Source organism: Bradyrhizobium sp. 154 (assembly GCF_023073875.1).
GTDB lineage: Bacteria > Pseudomonadota > Alphaproteobacteria > Rhizobiales > Xanthobacteraceae > Bradyrhizobium.
Genome location: NZ_JADPKG010000118.1, coordinates 74,929 through 92,078, shown reverse-complemented (window position 1 = coordinate 92,078; position 17,150 = coordinate 74,929). Strand labels below are relative to the sequence as shown.

Here is a 17,150-nt window from a genome sequence, read left to right as displayed (position 1 = left end):
CTACCTGTAGCAGACGGCTTTGGCGGCCTCGACGACTTCCGCTGCCGAGGGCAGCGCGAGCTTCTCCAGGTTCGCGGCATAGGGCATCGGCACGTCCTTGCCGGAGACCCGCGTAACCGGCGCGTCCAGATAGTCGAAGGCGTTCTCCATGATGCGCGCGGCGATCTCGGCGCCGACCCCGCTCTGAGCCCAGCCCTCCTCCACCGTCACCGCACGACCGGTCTTCTTGACCGAGTTGATGATGGTCTCGGTGTCCATCGGGCGCAGCGTGCGTAGGTCGATCACCTCGGCCTCGATGCCATCCTTGGCGAGCTCGTCGGCGGCCTTGAGCGCATAGGTCATGCCGTTCGACCACGAGATGATGGTGACGTGGCCGCCGGAGCGCACGATGCGCGCCTTGCCGATCGGAATCACGAAATCGTCGAGCTTGGGTACTTGGCCGGTGTGACCGTAGAGCACCTCGTTCTCGAGGAAGATCACCGGGTTGGGATCGCGGATGGCGGCCTTAAGCAGCCCCTTGGCATCGGCCGCCGAATACGGCGCGACCACCTTGAGGCCGGGAATGTGCGAATACCAGGCCGAGTAATCCTGACTGTGCTGGGCTGCGACCCGCGCAGCGGCACCATTGGGCCCGCGGAATACGATCGAGCAGCCCATCTGGCCGCCGGACATGTACAGCGTCTTGGCCGCGGAGTTGATGATCTGATCGATCGCCTGCATGGCGAAGTTGAAGGTCATGAACTCCACGATCGGCTTGAGGCCCGTCATCGCGGCACCGACGCCGACACCGGCAAAGCCGTGCTCGGTGATCGGCGTGTCGATCACGCGCTTGGCGCCGAACTCCTGAAGCAACCCTTGCGTGACTTTGTAGGCACCCTGATATTCGGCCACCTCTTCGCCCATCACGAAGACATCGCCGTCGCGGCGCATCTCTTCGGCCATGGCATCGCGCAAGGCTTCGCGGATGGTCTGCGTCACCATCTCGGTGCCGGCGGGTACCTCCGGATCGGGCTCGGCCACGGGCTGCGGCGCGGACGGCGCCGCCTTGGGCTGGGGGGCCTCGGACTTGGCGGCGGCGGGCGGCGCGGACTCCGCAGCCTTCTCCTGCTTGGCCGGCGCTGGGGCCTTCGCGAGATCGGCGGCGCTCTCGCCATCGGCGAGGATGGTCGCGATCGGCGTATTGACGGCAACGTCGGCGGTGCCCTCGGGAATGAGGATCCTGCCGAGCGTGCCCTCATCGGTTGCCTCGACTTCCATCGTCGCCTTGTCGGTCTCGATCTCGGCGATGACGTCGCCGGACTTGATCGTCTCGCCCTCTTTCTTCAGCCATTTGGCGAGGTTGCCCTTCTCCATCGTGGGCGACAACGCGGGCATCAGCACTTGAATTGGCATATCGACTCCAAAAGAAAGCTTGCGCGCGTTCAGCGGTAAACGTCGGTCCAGAGCTCGGCGGCATCCGGCTCGGGATCATGTTGGGCGAAATCGGCGGACGCGTTGACGACGTCGCGCACCTCGGCGTCGATCGCCTTCAGATCCTGCTCGCTGACCTTGGCCGCCAAGAGGCGGTTACGTACCTGCTCGATCGGGTCCTGGTCGTGGCGGATCTTCTCGACCTCCTCGCGCGTGCGATATTTTGCAGGGTCGGACATCGAGTGGCCGCGATAGCGGTAGGTCTGCATCTCGAGAATGTAGGGGCCTTTGCCGGCACGGCACCAGGCCGCCGCCTCCTCGCCCGCAGCCTTCACGGCGCGGACGTCCATGCCGTCGACCTGCTTGCCGGGAATGTTGAAGGAGGCGCCGCGCTTGGAGAAGTCCTGCTGCGCCGAGGCGCGCGAGACCGAGGTCCCCATAGCGTAGCGGTTGTTCTCGATGACGTAGATCACCGGCAGCTTCCAGAGCTCCGCCATGTTGAAGCTCTCATAGACCTGACCCTGGTTGGCCGCGCCGTCACCGAAATAGGTGACGCTGACATTGTCGTTGCCGCGATAGTGATTGGCGAAGGCGAGACCCGTGCCGAGCGAGACCTGCGCGCCGACGATGCCGTGGCCGCCGTAAAAGTGCTTCTCCTTGCTGAACATGTGCATGGAGCCGCCCTTGCCCTTGGAATAGCCGCCGCGGCGGCCCGTGAGCTCGGCCATCACGCCGTTGGCGTCCATGCCGGTGGCGAGCATGTGGCCGTGATCGCGATAGCCGGTGATGACCTGATCGCCCTCTTTCAGGGCCATCTGCATGCCGACCACCACGGCCTCCTGGCCGATATAGAGGTGGCAGAAACCGCCGATCGCGCCCATGCCGTAGAGCTGGCCAGCCTTTTCCTCGAAGCGCCGGATCAGGAGCATGTCGCGGAGCGCCTTGAGCTCCTGCTCCCTGGTGAATTCCGGGGGCGGACCGCCGTCGGCCTTGTCCTGTGGAGTGCTTGCGGCGGCTTTCTTGGGTGCGGCCATGGGAATTCCGGGTCAGAGAAAACTTTCGCCCTCTCTAACCCAAGTCAAACACCGTTGGAAAGCACCGCGGCGGCATGGCACGACTTTCATTATGCCGCACTGCAACGTGATCGTAATATTGGAAAATCTTTGGCGCCGATCGGGCAACAATTCGATGCAAGGCTGCCGCACGCGCAGATTCGTGACCGCGTCAAGAAATGGGGAGGACGGGCGATGCCGAAATGACGCCGCCCTCTCCGTCCGCCCAATCAGAAGAAGCCGACCCTCTTCGGGAGCTTCTTGGTCTGCGGGTCGTGATCGAGCATCATCTTTTGGGACTCACGCCCGACGCCCCGACCGTTTCGACCAAGACACCATGGCCGATCATGTCACGACCGCTCGGCAGCGAGAACGCTATTTCGCCGGGATCATCCGAACGAGATCATGCGGATTGACATAGTCGAGTTGGTAGCGCGCCCGCTCGTCCAGCATGTCAGGATCAATCCTCGACGTGCGCAGCAAAGAGACGCGCTGCTCGCTCCGGGCGCGCTCGCGCTTGAGCTGCGCCAGTTCGCTGGTCAGGGCGATGATCTCCTGATCGAGCTCCTGGCGGGCATTGAGGCCGTATTTGCCGGTGTAGGCGTTGACGCCGAAATAGCCGACGATGGCCGCCGCCATCGCATACAGGGCAAGGCCGGTCAGGATCGATTTCAGGCGCGCGCGGGAGACCATCTTGGGAAGATGGGACAGGTTGGTTAAGGGAGTGCTAATCGGCCCTAGCTGACGAGGATCTGACCTTCATGGTGAGGAGGCTGCATAGCGGCCGTCTCGAATCATGAAGGCCCCGCTGTCCCCGCGGCCATCCTTCGAGACGGCGCTGACGCGCCTCCTCAAGATCAGGACCTGGCGTCTAGCCGCCGGCGACTTGGATTAGCCGTGATGCTTCGCCACGTGCGCCGCGAAGGCGTCGAGATAGGCCTGCAGCACCGGCTTCAGCGACTCCTTGGTCAGATTGCCCTCGGCATCGAAGGCGTCGCCCACGGCGTTCAGATAGGCCTCCGGCTGCTGCATGATCGGGCCGCTGATACCAGGCAGGATGGTCTGCAAATGCTTGGCAGCGCTGACCCCGCCGAGCGGCCCCGGCGAATTCGAGATGATGCCGACCGGCTTGCCGTTGAACGAACTCTTGCCATAGGGCCGCGAGGCGACGTCGATGGCATTCTTCAGCGCGCCCGGGATCGAGCGGTTGTATTCGGGCGTGACGAAGATGACGCCGTCAGATTTCTGAAGCTTCTCGCGGAAGGCCAGCCAGTCGGCGGGCGGCGCGCCCTCGAGGTCCTGGTTGAAGAAGGAAATGCCCGCCGGCGTGACGACCTCGAGCTTGAGCGAGCTAGGTGCGAGCTTGGCGAGGGCATTGGCGATCTTGAGCGAAAAGCTGTCCTTGCGCAGGCTGCCGGCGATCGTGACAATGTTGTAGGCCATGGTGTGTCCTTGGGATCTTGAGCGGGAGTGCCGGGAAGGCACTTAAGCCATCCGGACCGATGGATGCAAGTGCATGAACTGGCTCGATTTGGAAACGCTGTGTTTCGTGAAAGTGCCCTCGGCTCTTCTGGGGAAATCGCGTCCTTTGACCTGTTGGCCAAAACAGTCAGGCCGCCAAGTGGCGGCCCGATCATTCGCGCGAACGTCTAGACGAGACTAACCCAGATCAGATCGTTGGATTCCACGCCGATGGGATCAGGCGATATTTTGCGCCGTCCTTCTCGACATGGCCGATCGAGGGGAAGGAGAAGTGGAAGCCGACCACGGTCGCCTTCTCGGCCGCCGCCATGTCGTAGAATTTGTGGCGGGTCGCCTGCGCCAGCGCGGCATCGGTGTCGAACATCACGTGCCAGTCCGGATTGCGCAGGAAGAATTCCGGAATGTTGGTGACATCGGACTGGATCAGCACCTTCGCATCGCCCGATGCGACCGCGAACGAGGTGTGGCCGGGCGTATGACCCGGCGTCGCGATGGAGGTGATGCCGGGCGCGACCTCCTTGCCCCACTCGTACTTGGTGACCTTGGACTCGAGGCCGGCAAAGGTCTTCTTCACGTTCGCGAAATAATTCTTCATCATCGCGTTGGACTCGGCCTTGGCGGCGTTGTCCTCGCTGGTCCAGAACTCCCAGTCCTTGCCCGGCACCATGATCTCCGCGTTCGGGAAGGCGAGCGCGCCGTCGGCGAGGCGGATGCCGTTGGTGTGGTCGGGATGCAGATGCGAGAGCAGCACGACGTCGATGTTCTTGGGATCGACGCCAGCGGCCTGGAGATTTTGCAACGTGCGACCGACGGCGCCCTTGCTCGGCTCGAAATTCGCGATGCCGTTGCCGGTATCGATCAGCACCAGCTTGGAGCCGGTATTGATGAGCTGCGGGTTGAAGGGCACCGTGACCATGCCCTTCGGCATGTAGGCCGCCTCGCCTGCGGCCAGCGCCTCGTCCTTCGGCACGTTGACGACGAACTTGTCCGGCATCGGGAAGGTGCGCGCACCGTCATTGATCGAGGTGCACTCGAAGCTGCCGACCTTATAGCGATAGAAGCCCGGCGCCTGCGTTCCGGCCGGCGGCACTGAGGCATCGGCGGCGATCGGTCCAAGCCCGGTAACGGCAGCCGCACTGAGGGTGGCGGCGCCTGCAAGCAGGTGACGGCGATTGAGGTCGGTCATGCAGATCCCCTTCTGAGTGCCTTGCGGTTTTTCCGCTTTCAACGGCGGCGGGAATAATCCCCCGGTTCGCTCAGAAGGCAAGTCCTTCTTTCGGTGACGTGCCGTCGCACATCACGATAATTTATTCGGGTTGATGAGGAATTTTTCGCCTGTGGCGCGTTTGGCGTACACGGCGATGTTGGCGGGATCGAGCGCCTCGGCAAGCGAGACCACCTTGGTGTAATGGCTGGCGAAGGTGGTCTTCAATTCGTCGAGGACGCGCTGGCGCAGCTTGGCGCCGTCCGCCTGCCCGATCTTCATCAGGAACGGAAACAGCAGCCAGCCGCCGACGCCCCAGGCCATGCCGAAGCCGCGCGGCAGCTCGATCGGCCGCGTGTCGAGCGCGCCGTAGACGTACACCTGCTTGTGCACGTTGGAGCCGTAACGGCTGTACTCCTTCGCGGTCTTGTTGATTGCCGCTTCCATGCAGTTGAGGATGTCGCCGGCCAGCCTGCCCCCGCCGATAGCGTCGAAGGCGATGGTGGCGCCGGTCTCGACTAGCGCATCGGTGAGATCGCCGAGGAAGCTCGGCGCGGTGGAATCGACCACGTATTTGGCGCCGATCTTGTGCAGGATGTCGGCCTGCTCCCTGCTGCGCACGATGTTGACCAGCGGGATGCCGTCCTTGATGCAGATCTTGTTCAGCATCTGGCCGAGATTGGAGGCGGCCGCGGTGTGCACCAGGGCCTTGTGACCTTCGCGCCGCATCGTCTCGGTCATGCCGAGCGCGGTGAGCGGATTGACGAAGCAAGAGGCGCCCTCGGCCGGCGTCGTGCCCTCAGGCAGCGGCAGGCACTCCCTCACCTTCAGCGTGCGATATTGCGAATACATCGCACCGCCGATCATGGCGATAGTCTTGCCCATCAGCGCCTTGGCGGCATCCGACGAGCCGGTCCTGACGACGACGCCGGCGCCCTCGTTGCCGACCGGCATCGACTGGTCGAGCCGGCCTGCCATCGCCCGCATCGCGCCCTCCGGCACCTTCGCGGTGATGACGGGAGCGTCCTTGCTGCCCGAAGCTTTCGCCGTGCTGATGTCGGCCGCGCCGATCAGAAGCCCGAGGTCGGACGGATTGATCGGCGCCGCGTCGACGCGGACGACGACCTCGTCCGCGGCAGGCTCGGGGGTCGGCACGTCGACCAGCGAGATTTCCAGCTCGCCGCTCGCCTTGATCAGCGAACGCAATTGCAGTCCGGTGTTGCCGTCGCTCATGTCGATCCTCCCCTGTTCGTCGTTTCGCAGGTCGAAGCGCCGGCTTAAGCCAGCGCCTTCAGTGCCGCCCTGCCGCCGTAGAGCGCCTGCTTGCCGAGCTGCTGCTCGATGCGCAGGAGCTGGTTGTATTTGGCGGTGCGGTCGGACCGCGCAAGGGAGCCGGTCTTGATCTGACCGCAATTGGTGGCGACCGCGAGATCGGCGATGGTGGAATCCTCGGTCTCGCCCGAGCGGTGCGACATCACTGAGGTGTAGCCCGCCTTGTGCGCCATCTCGACCGCGGCAAGCGTCTCGGTGAGCGTGCCGATCTGGTTGACCTTGATCAGGATCGAATTGGCCCTGCCCGCCTTGATGCCTTCGGCGAGGCGCTTGACGTTGGTGACGAAGAGATCGTCGCCGACCAGCTGGCACTTCTTGCCGATGAGGTCGGTGAGCTCCTTCCAGCCGTCCATGTCGTCCTCCGACATGCCGTCCTCGATGGTCACGATCGGATAGCGCGCGACGAGGTCGGCAAGGTACTTCGCCTGCTCGGAGATCGAGCGCGTCTTGCCCTCGCCTTCATAGACGTATTTGCCGTCCTTGAAGAACTCGGTCGAGGCGCAATCGAGGCCGAGCACGATATCGGAGCCGGCCTTAAAGCCGGCCTTGCCGATCGCGTTCATGACGAAGTCGAGCGCGGCATCGGCCGACGGCAGGTTCGGCGCGAAGCCGCCCTCGTCGCCGACATTGGTGTTGTGGCCGGCCTTCTTCAGCTCCGACTTCAGCGTATGGAAGACTTCGGCGCCGTAGCGCAGGCCCTCGGCAAAGCTCGATGCGCCGACCGGCAGGATCATGAATTCCTGGAAGTCGATCGGGTTGTCGGCGTGCACGCCGCCATTGATGATGTTCATCATCGGCACCGGCAAGAGGCGCGCCGAGGTGCCGCCGACATAACGATAGAGCGGCATGTCCAGCGAGTTCGCGGCCGCCTTGGCGCAGGCCAGCGATACCCCGAGAATGGCGTTTGCGCCGAGGCGACTCTTGTTCGGCGTACCGTCGAGGTCGATCATGATCTGGTCGATCTGGGCCTGCTGCTCGACATCGAGGCCGCTGAGGGCCTCGAAGAGCTCGCCGTTGACGGCGCCGACCGCCTTGGAGACGCCCTTGCCAAGATAGCGGGCCTTGTCGCCGTCGCGCAGTTCCACCGCTTCATGGGCGCCGGTGGAGGCCCCCGACGGCACCGCGGCGCGGCCCAGTGCGCCGTCTTCGAGCACGACATCGACTTCGACCGTGGGATTGCCCCGGCTATCGAGAATTTCGCGGCCGATGATGTCGATGATGGCGGTCATGATGTGCACTTCCGTTCGTTAGGGCTGATCGGTGTCGCGGGTCTTACACGGAGCGCAAGCAAATGTGAACGCTTGGACGGCTGGCTTCGACTGACCCGTGAAGCCCCTCAGATTATGCTCCACGGCATCTGATCTGCGCGTCCAACCTCAATCTGAAACAGTCGGGGTAACGCCATGAATCGCCGCGAGTTTCTTGTCTCAAGCGCCGCCCTGCTCGCCATCCGCCCAGGTTTCGCGCAGGAAGGCCCGTTCCGGACAAAGTATTTCCCGATCAGTGCCGGCATCGGCCTGCACGATCTGACGCCCGCCCCTGACGGCACAGTGTGGTTCACCGCGCAGGGCAAGGGCATGCTCGGCAGGCTCGACCCCAAGGATGGCACCTTCAAGACGGTCAGCCTCGGCCAGGGTGCTGCCCCGCACGGGGTGACCATCGGCCCCGACGGCGCGCCATGGATCACCGAGGGCGGCCAGAACGCAATTGCGCGGGCCGACCCCGGCGATCTCAAGGTCACGCTGTTCCGCCTGCCGGAAAAGTTCGCCGCCGCCAATCTCAACACCGGCGTGTTCGACAAGGACGGCACGTATTGGTTCACCGGTCAGTCCGGCTATTACGGCCGGCTCGTGCCGAAGTCTGGCGACATGAATGTGTTCAAGGCGCCCAAGGGAATCGGCCCCTACGGCATCACGGTCACCCCGGACGGCGACATCTGGTACGCCTCGCTCGCTGGGAGCTACATCGCGAAGATTGACCGCGCGAGCGGCAATGCGAGCGTGGTCGAGCCGCCGACGCCGAGCCAAGGCTCGCGGCGGGTGTGGTCCGATTCGAAGAGCCGGATCTGGGTCAGCGAGTGGAACAGCGGCCATGTCTCGGTGCACGATCCCGCGGACGGCTCTTGGAAGACCTGGAAGCTGCCGGGCGAGCGCCCCCGGCCCTACGCAGTCTATGTCGACGATAAGGATAAGGTCTGGCTGAGCGATTTCTCCGCCAACGCCATCGTCCGTTTCGATCCCACAACCGAGCGGTTCAACGTCTTCGCCAGCAATAAGGCCAATGCCAATGTGCGACAGCTCGACGGCAGGCCGGGCGAGCTCTGGGGCTGCGAATCCGGCAACGACCGGATCGTCATGATCCACACCATCGCCGCCGGTTGACGACAGCGACATTTGCGTCCATCCCGGCATCCGAAACAGGATGTGACGACGATGGCGAAGAAATCCCTGCAGCTTGGCCGCGCGGTCGAGTGGCCGCACACACCGGAAGAAGCGCAGCTCGATCGCGTGCCCAATCCGCAGAGGGGCACGGATTATCTGGTGCGCTTCACCGTGCCGGAATTCACCTCGCTGTGCCCGGTCACGGGCCAGCCGGATTTCGCGCATCTGATGATCGACTACGCGCCGGGCCCATGGCTGCTGGAGTCGAAGTCGCTCAAGCTCTACATTGCGAGCTTCCGCAATCACGGCGCTTTCCACGAGGACTGCACCGTGATGATCGGCAAGCGCATCGCGAGCGAGATCAAGCCGAAATGGCTGCGCATCGGCGGCTATTGGTATCCGCGCGGCGGCATTCCGATCGACGTGTTCTGGCAAACCGGCCGCGTGCCGAAAGGATTGTGGGTGCCGGAGCAAGGTGTCGCGCCTTATCGCGGGCGGGGATAGCGTCCTGTTGTCCAGCTTGGCGTGGCCTGAACGGTATTGTTCAGGCCCGCGCATCCGCCGGTGCACGCGGCTTGAGCAACCGGGCGCAGACGAAGCCCAGCACCACCATGATCCCGGCGCTCGCGACCAGCGTCGGCATTTTGCCAGCATGCTGGAGCCCGAAGCCATAGGCGAGCGGCCCAACGGTCTGTCCCATGAAGAAAAAGAACGAATGCAGCGACAGTGCGGTGGCGCGCGCCTCGACCGAGAGCTCGCTGGCGAAGACCTGCAGACAGCCATGGGCGATGTAGAAGCCCCATCCCATCACGACGAGATTCAGTGCTTGCACTTCCCAACGTGGGCCGAATGCGACGGCCATGAGCTGTGAGGCCACCAGCGTCATGCCCGCGATCATCATGCCCTTCATCCCTAGCCGCGGCAGCAGGCGCGACACCGTCAGCGTGTAGAACAAGCCGCCGACCGCAAAGCCCGCGATGACGATGCCGGCGATCGAGAGCGAGGTCTGCCCGAGCTCAAACAGGAACGAGGCGATGTAGGGAAACAGGCCGAGCACGCAGCAGCCTTCGATGAACACGGCCGAGTAGCAGACATAGGCGTTCGGATTGGTGAAGATGGTGCGATAGCCGGCCTTCAGTGCCGACAGGCTGGTCTTCGGCGGATGCTTGACCTTGGCGCCGTGAAAGCCGGCCGCGACCGCGATCGAGGCGGCGATCACCAGCACGCCGAGCACCGCGAGCACGCCGCGCCAACCGAGGAAATCGCCGATCAGCCCGGAGGCCGAGGCGCCAAGCAGATTGCCGGTCATCGCGCCTGCAAGCGTGCGGCTGATCGCGACTTGGCGTCTCTCCGGCCCAACGAGATCGCTGGTCAGGCTCAGCGCCACCGGAAACACGCCGCCCGAGCCGATACCGGCGAGGATGCGGGTCGCAAACAGAACCGAGAACGAGGTCGAGAGCGCGCCCAGGATGTTGGCAAGGCCGAGCAGCGCGAGGCAGCCGATCATCAGCCGCGTCTTGCCGAATAGATCGGCGGCGGCGCCGATGATGGGCTGGATGATCGAGAAGGTGAAGGCGAACACCGCAGCAAAGCCGGCGGCGGTCGCGATGCTGACGCCAAAATCTTCGGCGACGTGCGGCAGCACCGGATCGAGCGCGCGTGCCGAAAGCGCTGCGGCGAAGCTTGCGCCCGATATGACGTAGAGTGCTGTCGGCAAGCCGTGATCCTGCGGCCGCGCCTCGCCTCGCTGCATTAGCCCGGGTTCTTTGCGAGTGCGTCGAACGCGATCAGCTTGGCGATCAGCCCCTCGAACTCGCGCAGCGGCACCATGTTGGGACCATCGGAGGGCGCGCTGTCGGGGTCGGGATGGGTCTCGATGAAGACGCCGGCAACGCCAACGGCAACAGCCGCGCGTGCCAGCACCGGCACGAACTCGCGCTCGCCGCCCGAGGAAGTCCCCTTCCCGCCCGGCTGCTGCACCGAATGGGTGGCGTCGAAGATCACAGGCGCGCCGGTGGTGCGTGCCAGGATCGGCAATGCGCGCATGTCGGAAACCAGCGTGTTGTAGCCGAACGAGGCGCCGCGTTCGGTAACGAGCACATTGGGATTGTTCGCACCCGTGATCTTGGTCACGACATTCGCCATGTCCCAAGGCGCCAGGAACTGGCCCTTCTTGACGTTCACGACCTTCCCGGTCGCAGCCGCTGCAAGAAGCAGATCGGTCTGCCGGCACAGGAAGGCGGGTATCTGGAGGATGTCCACGGCCTGCGCCACCTCGGCGCATTGCGTGGCTTCGTGCACATCGGTCAGCACCGGCAAGCCGAGCGAGGAGCGGATCTCCGCGAAGATCGGCAGCGATTGCGCGAGGCCCAGCCCGCGCGCAGCGGACGCGCTGGTGCGGTTGGCCTTGTCGAACGAGGTCTTGTAGACGAGGCCGATGTTCAGCCGCGCGGCGATCTCCTTCAGCGCGGAGGCGACCTCCAGCGCATGCTGGCGGCTCTCGAGCTGGCACGGCCCGGCAATGACCGAGATCGGCAGGTCATTGCCGAATTTGACCGTGCCAATGGTGACGACCGGCGCCGCTGAATTCGAAGAGCTCAAGGCAAATCCCTCGTTTCGGCGCGACCATAGCGGCGATGAGGGTCGGATCAACCCTCTTCGGCCGGGACCGTTCGAATATCAGGGTTGCACCAAGGTTCCCCGCCGCGCCAGGCTCACTACTTCACCGCCGAGAAAGCGGTCGGCGTCAGTATCTGGCTGACGATGTTGGCGACGATCTGGCCATCGGCTTCCGACTTGACCCGCGCCTCGAGCCAATCCGGATCGATCATGAACGCGCCCCACTTCTTCTCGCGCTCGGCAAGGGTCTCCCAGGCCAGAAAATAGGTCAGCTCCTGGTTGGACTCACCGATCAGCGTCGTGAAGAAGCCGGCCTGCTTGATGCCGTGCTTCTCCCAGAGCTTCAGCGTGACCGTCTCGAACCGCTTCAAGAGCGCCGGCAAACGGCCAGGCACGCAGCGATACTGGCGCATTTCGTAGATCATTCATGTTCCTCCCTGATCAAGTGCAGCGGTTATAACGATTGGCCGTGATGCTGTCTTGAGCCTCACCCGGCCGCCCCTGCGGCGTTCCGCGCATGGCTGGTGCCCCCTTCACTGTCACCGCGTCGCAGCCGGTTCCCGCAATGCTGCCGCAATGATACGGCGGCTAGAACGGCTCTGAAGGCTGAGGTGCGAGATCATGCGAATTTTGCTCGTCGAGGATGAGGCGGAGATGGCGGGCGCGCTGGCATCGGCCTTGAAGCGCTACGACATGGTGGTGGACCACGTGCCGACGCTCTGCGAAGCGGAGGAAGCGCTTTCCGCCGAGGTCCACGCCGCAGTCCTGCTCGACCGCCAGCTACCGGACGGTGACGGTCTTGCCCTGATCCCGAAGCTGAGGGCGCGCGCCGACAGCGTGCCCATCATCGTCCTGACGGCCCGCGGCGAGCTCGCCGACCGTGTCGCCGGGCTCGACAGCGGCGCGGACGACTATCTGGCAAAGCCCTTCGCGGTCGAGGAATTGCTCGCGCGTCTGCGCGCGGTGCTGCGGCGGCCCGCCGGTCTCACGCCGGATGTCATCCGCGCCGGCCGCCTCGCCTTCGATGTCGGCCATCGCGAGGCGAGCATCGACGGCCACCCGTTCGAGCTACCGCGCCGCGAGCTGCTGGTGCTCGAAGCGCTGATCCGCCGCATGGGCCGGACCGTCCTGCGCTCGGCACTGGAAGAGGCCGTCTACAATTTCGACGACGAAATCCAGTCGAACGCGCTGGATACCCACATATCGCGGCTGCGCCGCAAGCTTGCCGAAGCGGATGCGGATGTCGAGATTCACGGCATTCGCGGCGTCGGCTATCTCCTGAAGAAGCTGCCGTGAGCAGGCACGCCGATCCCTATTGCCTGCGCTCGCGGCTGAGCTGGCGCCTGCTGTCCCTCCAGGCCGCGCTGCTCGTCGCACTGGTGGCCGTCATCATCACGGGGCTATGCGCCTCCGGCTTCGTGCTCGCCGCGCGCGACGAGGACCGTGTCATCGACGCCGTGCAGCATGCGCTGACCCGCGACGCACAGGGCGGCCTGATGCTGCGCGCGACGCCGGAGCTGAAACAGCTGCGCGCGGAGACGCCCGACCTGTGGTTCCTGGTCCGTGACAGAGAGGGCCATTCGCTCAGCGAAGGCGCTGTGCCGGCCGAATTCGCCACGATCGGCGGGGCGCTCGACCACATCAGCCAGGCGCGGCTCGGCTGGCAGCTTTTCGAGGACGATCCACGCAAAGCCCCCGCGCGGTTGAAGCGCGTCGATGCCGACGCCGGCAACGTGCAGGTCATCACGGCGACGCAGGGCACGCTAACCGGCGCCAAGGCGGTGCTCATGACCTCGCTGATGTTTCTCGGCATCGCCCTGCCCGGCCTGCTCCTGATGGGAACGGCGACGTTGATCGCTACTCCGATGATCGTGCGGCGCGCCTTCAGGGGGCTGGACACGACCGCCGATCAGGCGCGCCGCATCGACATTCATCAGCGCGGCGCGCGACTGTCGGTGGACCAGATTCCGCTCGAGGTCGTGCCGCTCGTGACCGCAGTCAATGACGCGCTGGCGCGGCTCGATGAAGGCTATGCCCGGCACAAGCGCTTCGTCGCCGATGCCGCGCACGAACTGCGCACGCCGATCGCGATCCTGAACACGCGCCTGGAGTCGCTTCCGCCGGGACCTGACAAGACCCGCCTGATCGAGGATGCCGCGCGGCTCGCCACGCTCGCCGAGCAATTGCTCGATATCCAGCGGCTCGACCGCTGCGGGCACCCTTTCGCACGGGTCAACCTCGTCGCAATCGCCCAGGGCGTCGCCGCCGAGCTTGCTCCGCTTGCCATCGCCGCGGGCTATGAGCTGGCGCTCGACGCACCGGAAACAGCGATCGAGACACTCGGCGACACGGTCGCGCTCGAACGCGCCCTGACCAACCTGGTGCAGAATGCCATCCAGCACGGCCCGCGCCGCGGCACGATCGGCATCCGCGTCAGCAAGCCCGCTTGCATCGAAGTCACCGACGAGGGCGCGGGCATTCCGCCCGAGCAACGCGAGATGATCTTCGAGCCGTTCTATCGGCTCACGCCGCTCGATCGCGGCGCCGGCCTCGGCCTCAACATGGTTCGCGAGATCGTGCTGCTGCATGGCGGCGACGTCTCGGTGCTGGACGGAGCGAACGGCGGCGCATGCTTCCGGATCACATTGCCGCCGATCCGCGCCAAGTGATCTTGGTCGGCATCACCTACGCAATGCTGTCGCAATGCACTCCCGTGAGATTGTGAGCCGCCTCTGATTTGCGAGGCGCGAAGCAAAATGCCGGAGTGCGCATGCCCAACGATTTTCTCTCGTTCTTCCTCGCCTGGATGTCGGCACCGCGTCAGGTCGGTGCGATCGCGCCGTCGAGCGCGGCACTGGCGGATCTCATCACGCGCGAGATCGACGCATCGACCGGCCCCATCCTCGAGCTCGGTCCCGGCACCGGCGCATTCACCTACAAGCTGTTGAAGCGCGGCGTGCGCCAGGAAGACCTCACGCTGGTCGAATACGGCTCCGATTTCATGAAGCTGCTGCAGGTGCGCTTTCCCGGGGCTCGCATATTGTGGATCGATGCGGCGCGGCTCACCACGCATCGCCTTTATGAGGGCGCGCCGGTCGGCGCCGTGGTGAGCGGATTGCCGATGCTCAACATGTCAATGCGCAAAGTCGTCTCGATTGTCAGCGGCGCATTCAGCTACATCCGCCCCGGCGGCGCCTTCTATCAGTTCACTTACGGCATGAGCTGCCCGGTGCCGCGCCCGGTGCTCGACCGGCTGGGCCTGCGCGCCAAGCTGGTGGATCGGGCAATGCTGAACGTGCCACCCGCGGCCGTCTACAGGCTGACGCGGCGGCCGCAGATGAAACTTGTCACGGCACTGCTTTCGCCCGAGCTTGCGGCGCCGATGTTGCCGGGACGGATTGATCTGGCTGGCAATCGACGATCGATGCCGCTCTCCGTAAGATCGTCAAGAAAGCGAGCTGAGGCGTCTAGACCAGCCGCGATTGCACCATCGCCGCCTGAATGAACGAGGCGAACAGCGGGTGCGGCTCGAAGGGGCGCGACTTCAGCTCGGGGTGGAACTGGACGCCGATGAACCAGGGGTGATCCTCGTACTCGACGATCTCCGGCAGCACGCCGTCGGGCGACAGGCCGGAGAATTTTAGGCCGTGCTGCTCGAGGCGATCCTTGTAGGCAGTGTTGACCTCGTAACGGTGGCGGTGACGCTCGGAGATTTCGGTGGCGCCGCCATAGACCTCTGAGACGCGGCTGCCGCGATTGAGCGTTGCAGGATAGGCCCCTAGCCGCATCGTGCCGCCGAGGTCGCCGGCCTGCGAGCGCTTCTCGAGCTCGTTGCCGCGCAGCCATTCCGTCATCAGGCCGACCAGCGGCTCCTTGGTCGGGCCGAACTCGGTGGAGTTGGCATCCTCAATGCCGACGAGATTTCGCGCGGCCTCGATCACCGCCATCTGCATGCCGAAGCAGATGCCGAAATACGGCACGTCGCGCTCGCGTGCGAATTGCGCCGCCTTGATCTTTCCTTCCGCGCCGCGCTGGCCGAAGCCGCCGGGCACCAGGATGCCGTTGACGTGCTCGAGAAACGGCGCGGGATCTTCCTTCTCGAATATCTCACTCTCGATCCAGTCGAGATTGACCTTCACCTTGTTGGCGATGCCGCCATGCGACAGCGCCTCGATCAGCGACTTGTACGCATCCTTCATGCCGGTGTACTTGCCGACGATGGCGATGGTCACGTTGCCCTCGGGATTGCGCACGCGTTCGTTGATTTCTTGCCAGCTGCGCAGCTCGGGCGGGGTCCGCGAGGCGATGCCGAAGGCGGCGAGCACTTCATCATCGAGGCCCGCATTGTGATAGGCCTCGGGCACGGCGTAGATGTTGTCGACGTCGCGCGCCTCGATCACGGCGCTTTCGCGCACGTTGCAGAACAGCCCGAGCTTGCGCCGCTCCTCCTTCGGGATCTCGCGGTCGGTGCGGCAGAGCAGGATGTCCGGCTGGATGCCGATCGAGCGCAGCTCCTTCACGGAGTGCTGCGTCGGCTTGGTCTTGAGCTCGCCGGCGCTGGGGATGTAGGGCAGCAACGTGAGATGGATGTAGACGGCATGATCGCGCGGCAGCTCGTTCTTGAGCTGGCGGATCGCCTCGAAGAACGGCAGGCCCTCGATGTCGCCGACAGTGCCACCGATCTCGACCAGCACGAAATCGTAATGGTCATTGCCGTCGAGGACGAATTCCTTGATGGCGTTGGTGACGTGCGGAACCACTTGGATGGTCGCGCCGAGATAATCGCCGCGGCGCTCCTTGGAAATGATGTCCTGGTAGATGCGCCCCGTTGTGATGTTGTCGGCCTTGGTCGCAGGCCTGCCGGTGAAGCGCTCATAGTGACCGAGATCGAGATCGGTCTCTGCGCCATCATCGGTGACGAACACTTCGCCGTGCTGATACGGCGACATCGTTCCGGGATCGAGGTTGAGATAGGGGTCGAGCTTGCGGAGGCGGACCTTGTAGCCCCGGGCTTGCAACAGCGCACCGAGTGCCGCTGAAGCCAGACCCTTGCCGAGCGAAGAAACCACGCCGCCGGTGATGAATATATACCGCGCCATGGGACTTAACCTCTAATCCCTCGAATTCGATTCGCCAAAGCGATTCGCATTCCGCCCCAAAGATTCTGCGGGCCTGTGGGTGATCCAGAACTGAGAGTGGTGACAGTGCCTTGATGGGGATTTTTGATGCAGGACGGTAGCAGCCGACCTGCATGGCCCCCCTGCTTTATTGCGAGCGCGGCACCTGCGGGCCGGCAGGCGCCTGATTCTGCTGCTCGTCGGCCTTCTTCAGCGAATCCAGGATACCGCCCGAGGTCGGCGGCGCGATCGGGGATCCGCCGGCCGGCTGAGTCTGCCCAGGTTGGCCGATGATCGACGACGGCTTGCGGTCATAACCGGCGTACCAGGACAGGAACAGGCTGGTCAGGAAGAAGCCCGCGGCCAGGATCGCTGTCGTGCGCGACAAGAGGTTTGCGGTGCCGCGGCTCGACATGAAGCCCGCGCCTCCGCCCATGCCGAGGCCGCCGCCTTCCGACTTCTGGAGCAGGACGGCGCCGATCATGACGGCGACGATCATGAGGTGGATGACGATGACAACGGTCTGCATAGTATCCTTCCGTCATAAGCGGGC

General features: G+C 64.4%; 18 protein-coding genes. 6 read left to right on the top strand and 12 right to left on the bottom strand.

From position 1 onward, the window contains the following. Both IVA92_RS32685 and pdhA read right to left on the bottom strand, forming a co-directional pair. The gene (locus IVA92_RS32685; protein ID WP_247275985.1) at positions 1–1,392 is read right to left on the bottom strand and encodes a pyruvate dehydrogenase complex E1 component subunit beta; all 1,392 of its coding nucleotides are present in this window, start codon (positions 1,390–1,392) and stop codon (positions 1–3) included. Between the two features lie 29 nt (positions 1,393–1,421). Then, positions 1,422–2,444, bottom strand: coding sequence for a pyruvate dehydrogenase (acetyl-transferring) E1 component subunit alpha (gene pdhA, locus IVA92_RS32680; protein WP_247275984.1), 1,023 nt, complete (start codon positions 2,442–2,444; stop codon positions 1,422–1,424). Between the two features lie 54 nt (positions 2,445–2,498). On the opposite strand from pdhA, the gene IVA92_RS32675 reads away from it, so the two are divergent. After that, positions 2,499–2,669: a hypothetical protein gene (locus tag IVA92_RS32675; RefSeq protein WP_247275983.1), complete on the top strand. Its 171-nt coding sequence runs from the start codon at positions 2,499–2,501 to the stop codon at positions 2,667–2,669. A gap of 168 nt (positions 2,670–2,837) precedes the next feature. Here IVA92_RS32675 and IVA92_RS32670 read toward each other — a convergent pair whose 3' ends face one another. The 5 genes from IVA92_RS32670 to eno form a co-directional block, all read right to left on the bottom strand. After that, positions 2,838–3,155, bottom strand: a complete 318-nt coding sequence (locus IVA92_RS32670) for a septum formation initiator family protein (protein ID WP_008567889.1) — start codon at positions 3,153–3,155, stop codon at positions 2,838–2,840. Positions 3,156–3,353: 198 nt separating this feature from the next. Then, the gene (locus tag IVA92_RS32665) at positions 3,354–3,905 is read right to left on the bottom strand and encodes an NAD(P)H-dependent oxidoreductase (RefSeq protein WP_247275982.1); all 552 of its coding nucleotides are present in this window, start codon (positions 3,903–3,905) and stop codon (positions 3,354–3,356) included. Between the two features lie 226 nt (positions 3,906–4,131). After that, positions 4,132–5,130 (bottom strand): MBL fold metallo-hydrolase, encoded by a 999-nt coding sequence (locus IVA92_RS32660; RefSeq protein WP_247275981.1) that lies wholly within the window; start codon positions 5,128–5,130, stop codon positions 4,132–4,134. 111 nt (positions 5,131–5,241) lie between these two features. Beyond that, positions 5,242–6,381 carry a zinc-binding dehydrogenase gene (locus IVA92_RS32655; protein WP_247275980.1) on the bottom strand — a complete coding sequence of 380 codons (1,140 nt, stop codon included), beginning with the start codon at positions 6,379–6,381 and terminating at the stop codon, positions 5,242–5,244. Between the two features lie 44 nt (positions 6,382–6,425). Continuing rightward, positions 6,426–7,709 (bottom strand): phosphopyruvate hydratase, encoded by a 1,284-nt coding sequence (eno, locus tag IVA92_RS32650; RefSeq protein WP_247275979.1) that lies wholly within the window; start codon positions 7,707–7,709, stop codon positions 6,426–6,428. Positions 7,710–7,883: 174 nt separating this feature from the next. Between eno and IVA92_RS32645 the strand changes: the two genes are divergently transcribed. Continuing rightward, positions 7,884–8,861, top strand: coding sequence for a lyase (locus tag IVA92_RS32645; protein ID WP_247275978.1), 978 nt, complete (start codon positions 7,884–7,886; stop codon positions 8,859–8,861). A gap of 51 nt (positions 8,862–8,912) precedes the next feature. Further along, complete coding sequence (gene queF / locus IVA92_RS32640; RefSeq protein ID WP_247275977.1) at positions 8,913–9,365, top strand: preQ(1) synthase; 453 nt, start codon at positions 8,913–8,915, stop codon at positions 9,363–9,365. Positions 9,366–9,405: 40 nt separating this feature from the next. Here queF and IVA92_RS32635 read toward each other — a convergent pair whose 3' ends face one another. From IVA92_RS32635 to IVA92_RS32625, 3 genes are all read right to left on the bottom strand, one after another. After that, the gene (locus IVA92_RS32635) at positions 9,406–10,614 is read right to left on the bottom strand and encodes an MFS transporter (protein WP_247275976.1); all 1,209 of its coding nucleotides are present in this window, start codon (positions 10,612–10,614) and stop codon (positions 9,406–9,408) included. After that, positions 10,614–11,462 carry a 3-deoxy-8-phosphooctulonate synthase gene (kdsA, locus tag IVA92_RS32630; RefSeq protein WP_247275975.1) on the bottom strand — a complete coding sequence of 283 codons (849 nt, stop codon included), beginning with the start codon at positions 11,460–11,462 and terminating at the stop codon, positions 10,614–10,616. Before kdsA ends, IVA92_RS32635 begins: the two co-directional genes overlap by 1 nt. 116 nt (positions 11,463–11,578) lie before the next feature. Then, entirely contained in the window at positions 11,579–11,905 is a 327-nt protein-coding gene (locus tag IVA92_RS32625) for an NIPSNAP family protein (protein WP_247275974.1), read from the bottom strand. 196 nt (positions 11,906–12,101) lie between these two features. On the opposite strand from IVA92_RS32625, the gene IVA92_RS32620 reads away from it, so the two are divergent. The 3 genes from IVA92_RS32620 (at position 12,102) to IVA92_RS32610 (ending at position 14,985) form a co-directional block, all read left to right on the top strand. Next, positions 12,102–12,776, top strand: coding sequence for a response regulator transcription factor (locus IVA92_RS32620; RefSeq protein WP_247275973.1), 675 nt, complete (start codon positions 12,102–12,104; stop codon positions 12,774–12,776). Then, positions 12,773–14,149: a HAMP domain-containing sensor histidine kinase gene (locus IVA92_RS32615; protein WP_247275972.1), complete on the top strand. Its 1,377-nt coding sequence runs from the start codon at positions 12,773–12,775 to the stop codon at positions 14,147–14,149. The genes IVA92_RS32620 and IVA92_RS32615 overlap by 4 nt, the downstream gene beginning before the upstream one ends. A gap of 101 nt (positions 14,150–14,250) precedes the next feature. Continuing rightward, positions 14,251–14,985 carry an rRNA adenine N-6-methyltransferase family protein gene (locus IVA92_RS32610; RefSeq protein WP_247275971.1) on the top strand — a complete coding sequence of 245 codons (735 nt, stop codon included), beginning with the start codon at positions 14,251–14,253 and terminating at the stop codon, positions 14,983–14,985. Here IVA92_RS32610 and IVA92_RS32605 read toward each other — a convergent pair. Further along, positions 14,948–16,579, bottom strand: coding sequence for a CTP synthase (locus tag IVA92_RS32605; RefSeq protein WP_247275970.1), 1,632 nt, complete (start codon positions 16,577–16,579; stop codon positions 14,948–14,950). The genes IVA92_RS32610 and IVA92_RS32605 overlap by 38 nt on opposite strands. 166 nt (positions 16,580–16,745) lie before the next feature. Then, positions 16,746–17,126 carry a preprotein translocase subunit SecG gene (gene secG, locus IVA92_RS32600; RefSeq protein ID WP_247275969.1) on the bottom strand — a complete coding sequence of 127 codons (381 nt, stop codon included), beginning with the start codon at positions 17,124–17,126 and terminating at the stop codon, positions 16,746–16,748. Positions 17,127–17,150 lie beyond the last annotated feature (24 nt).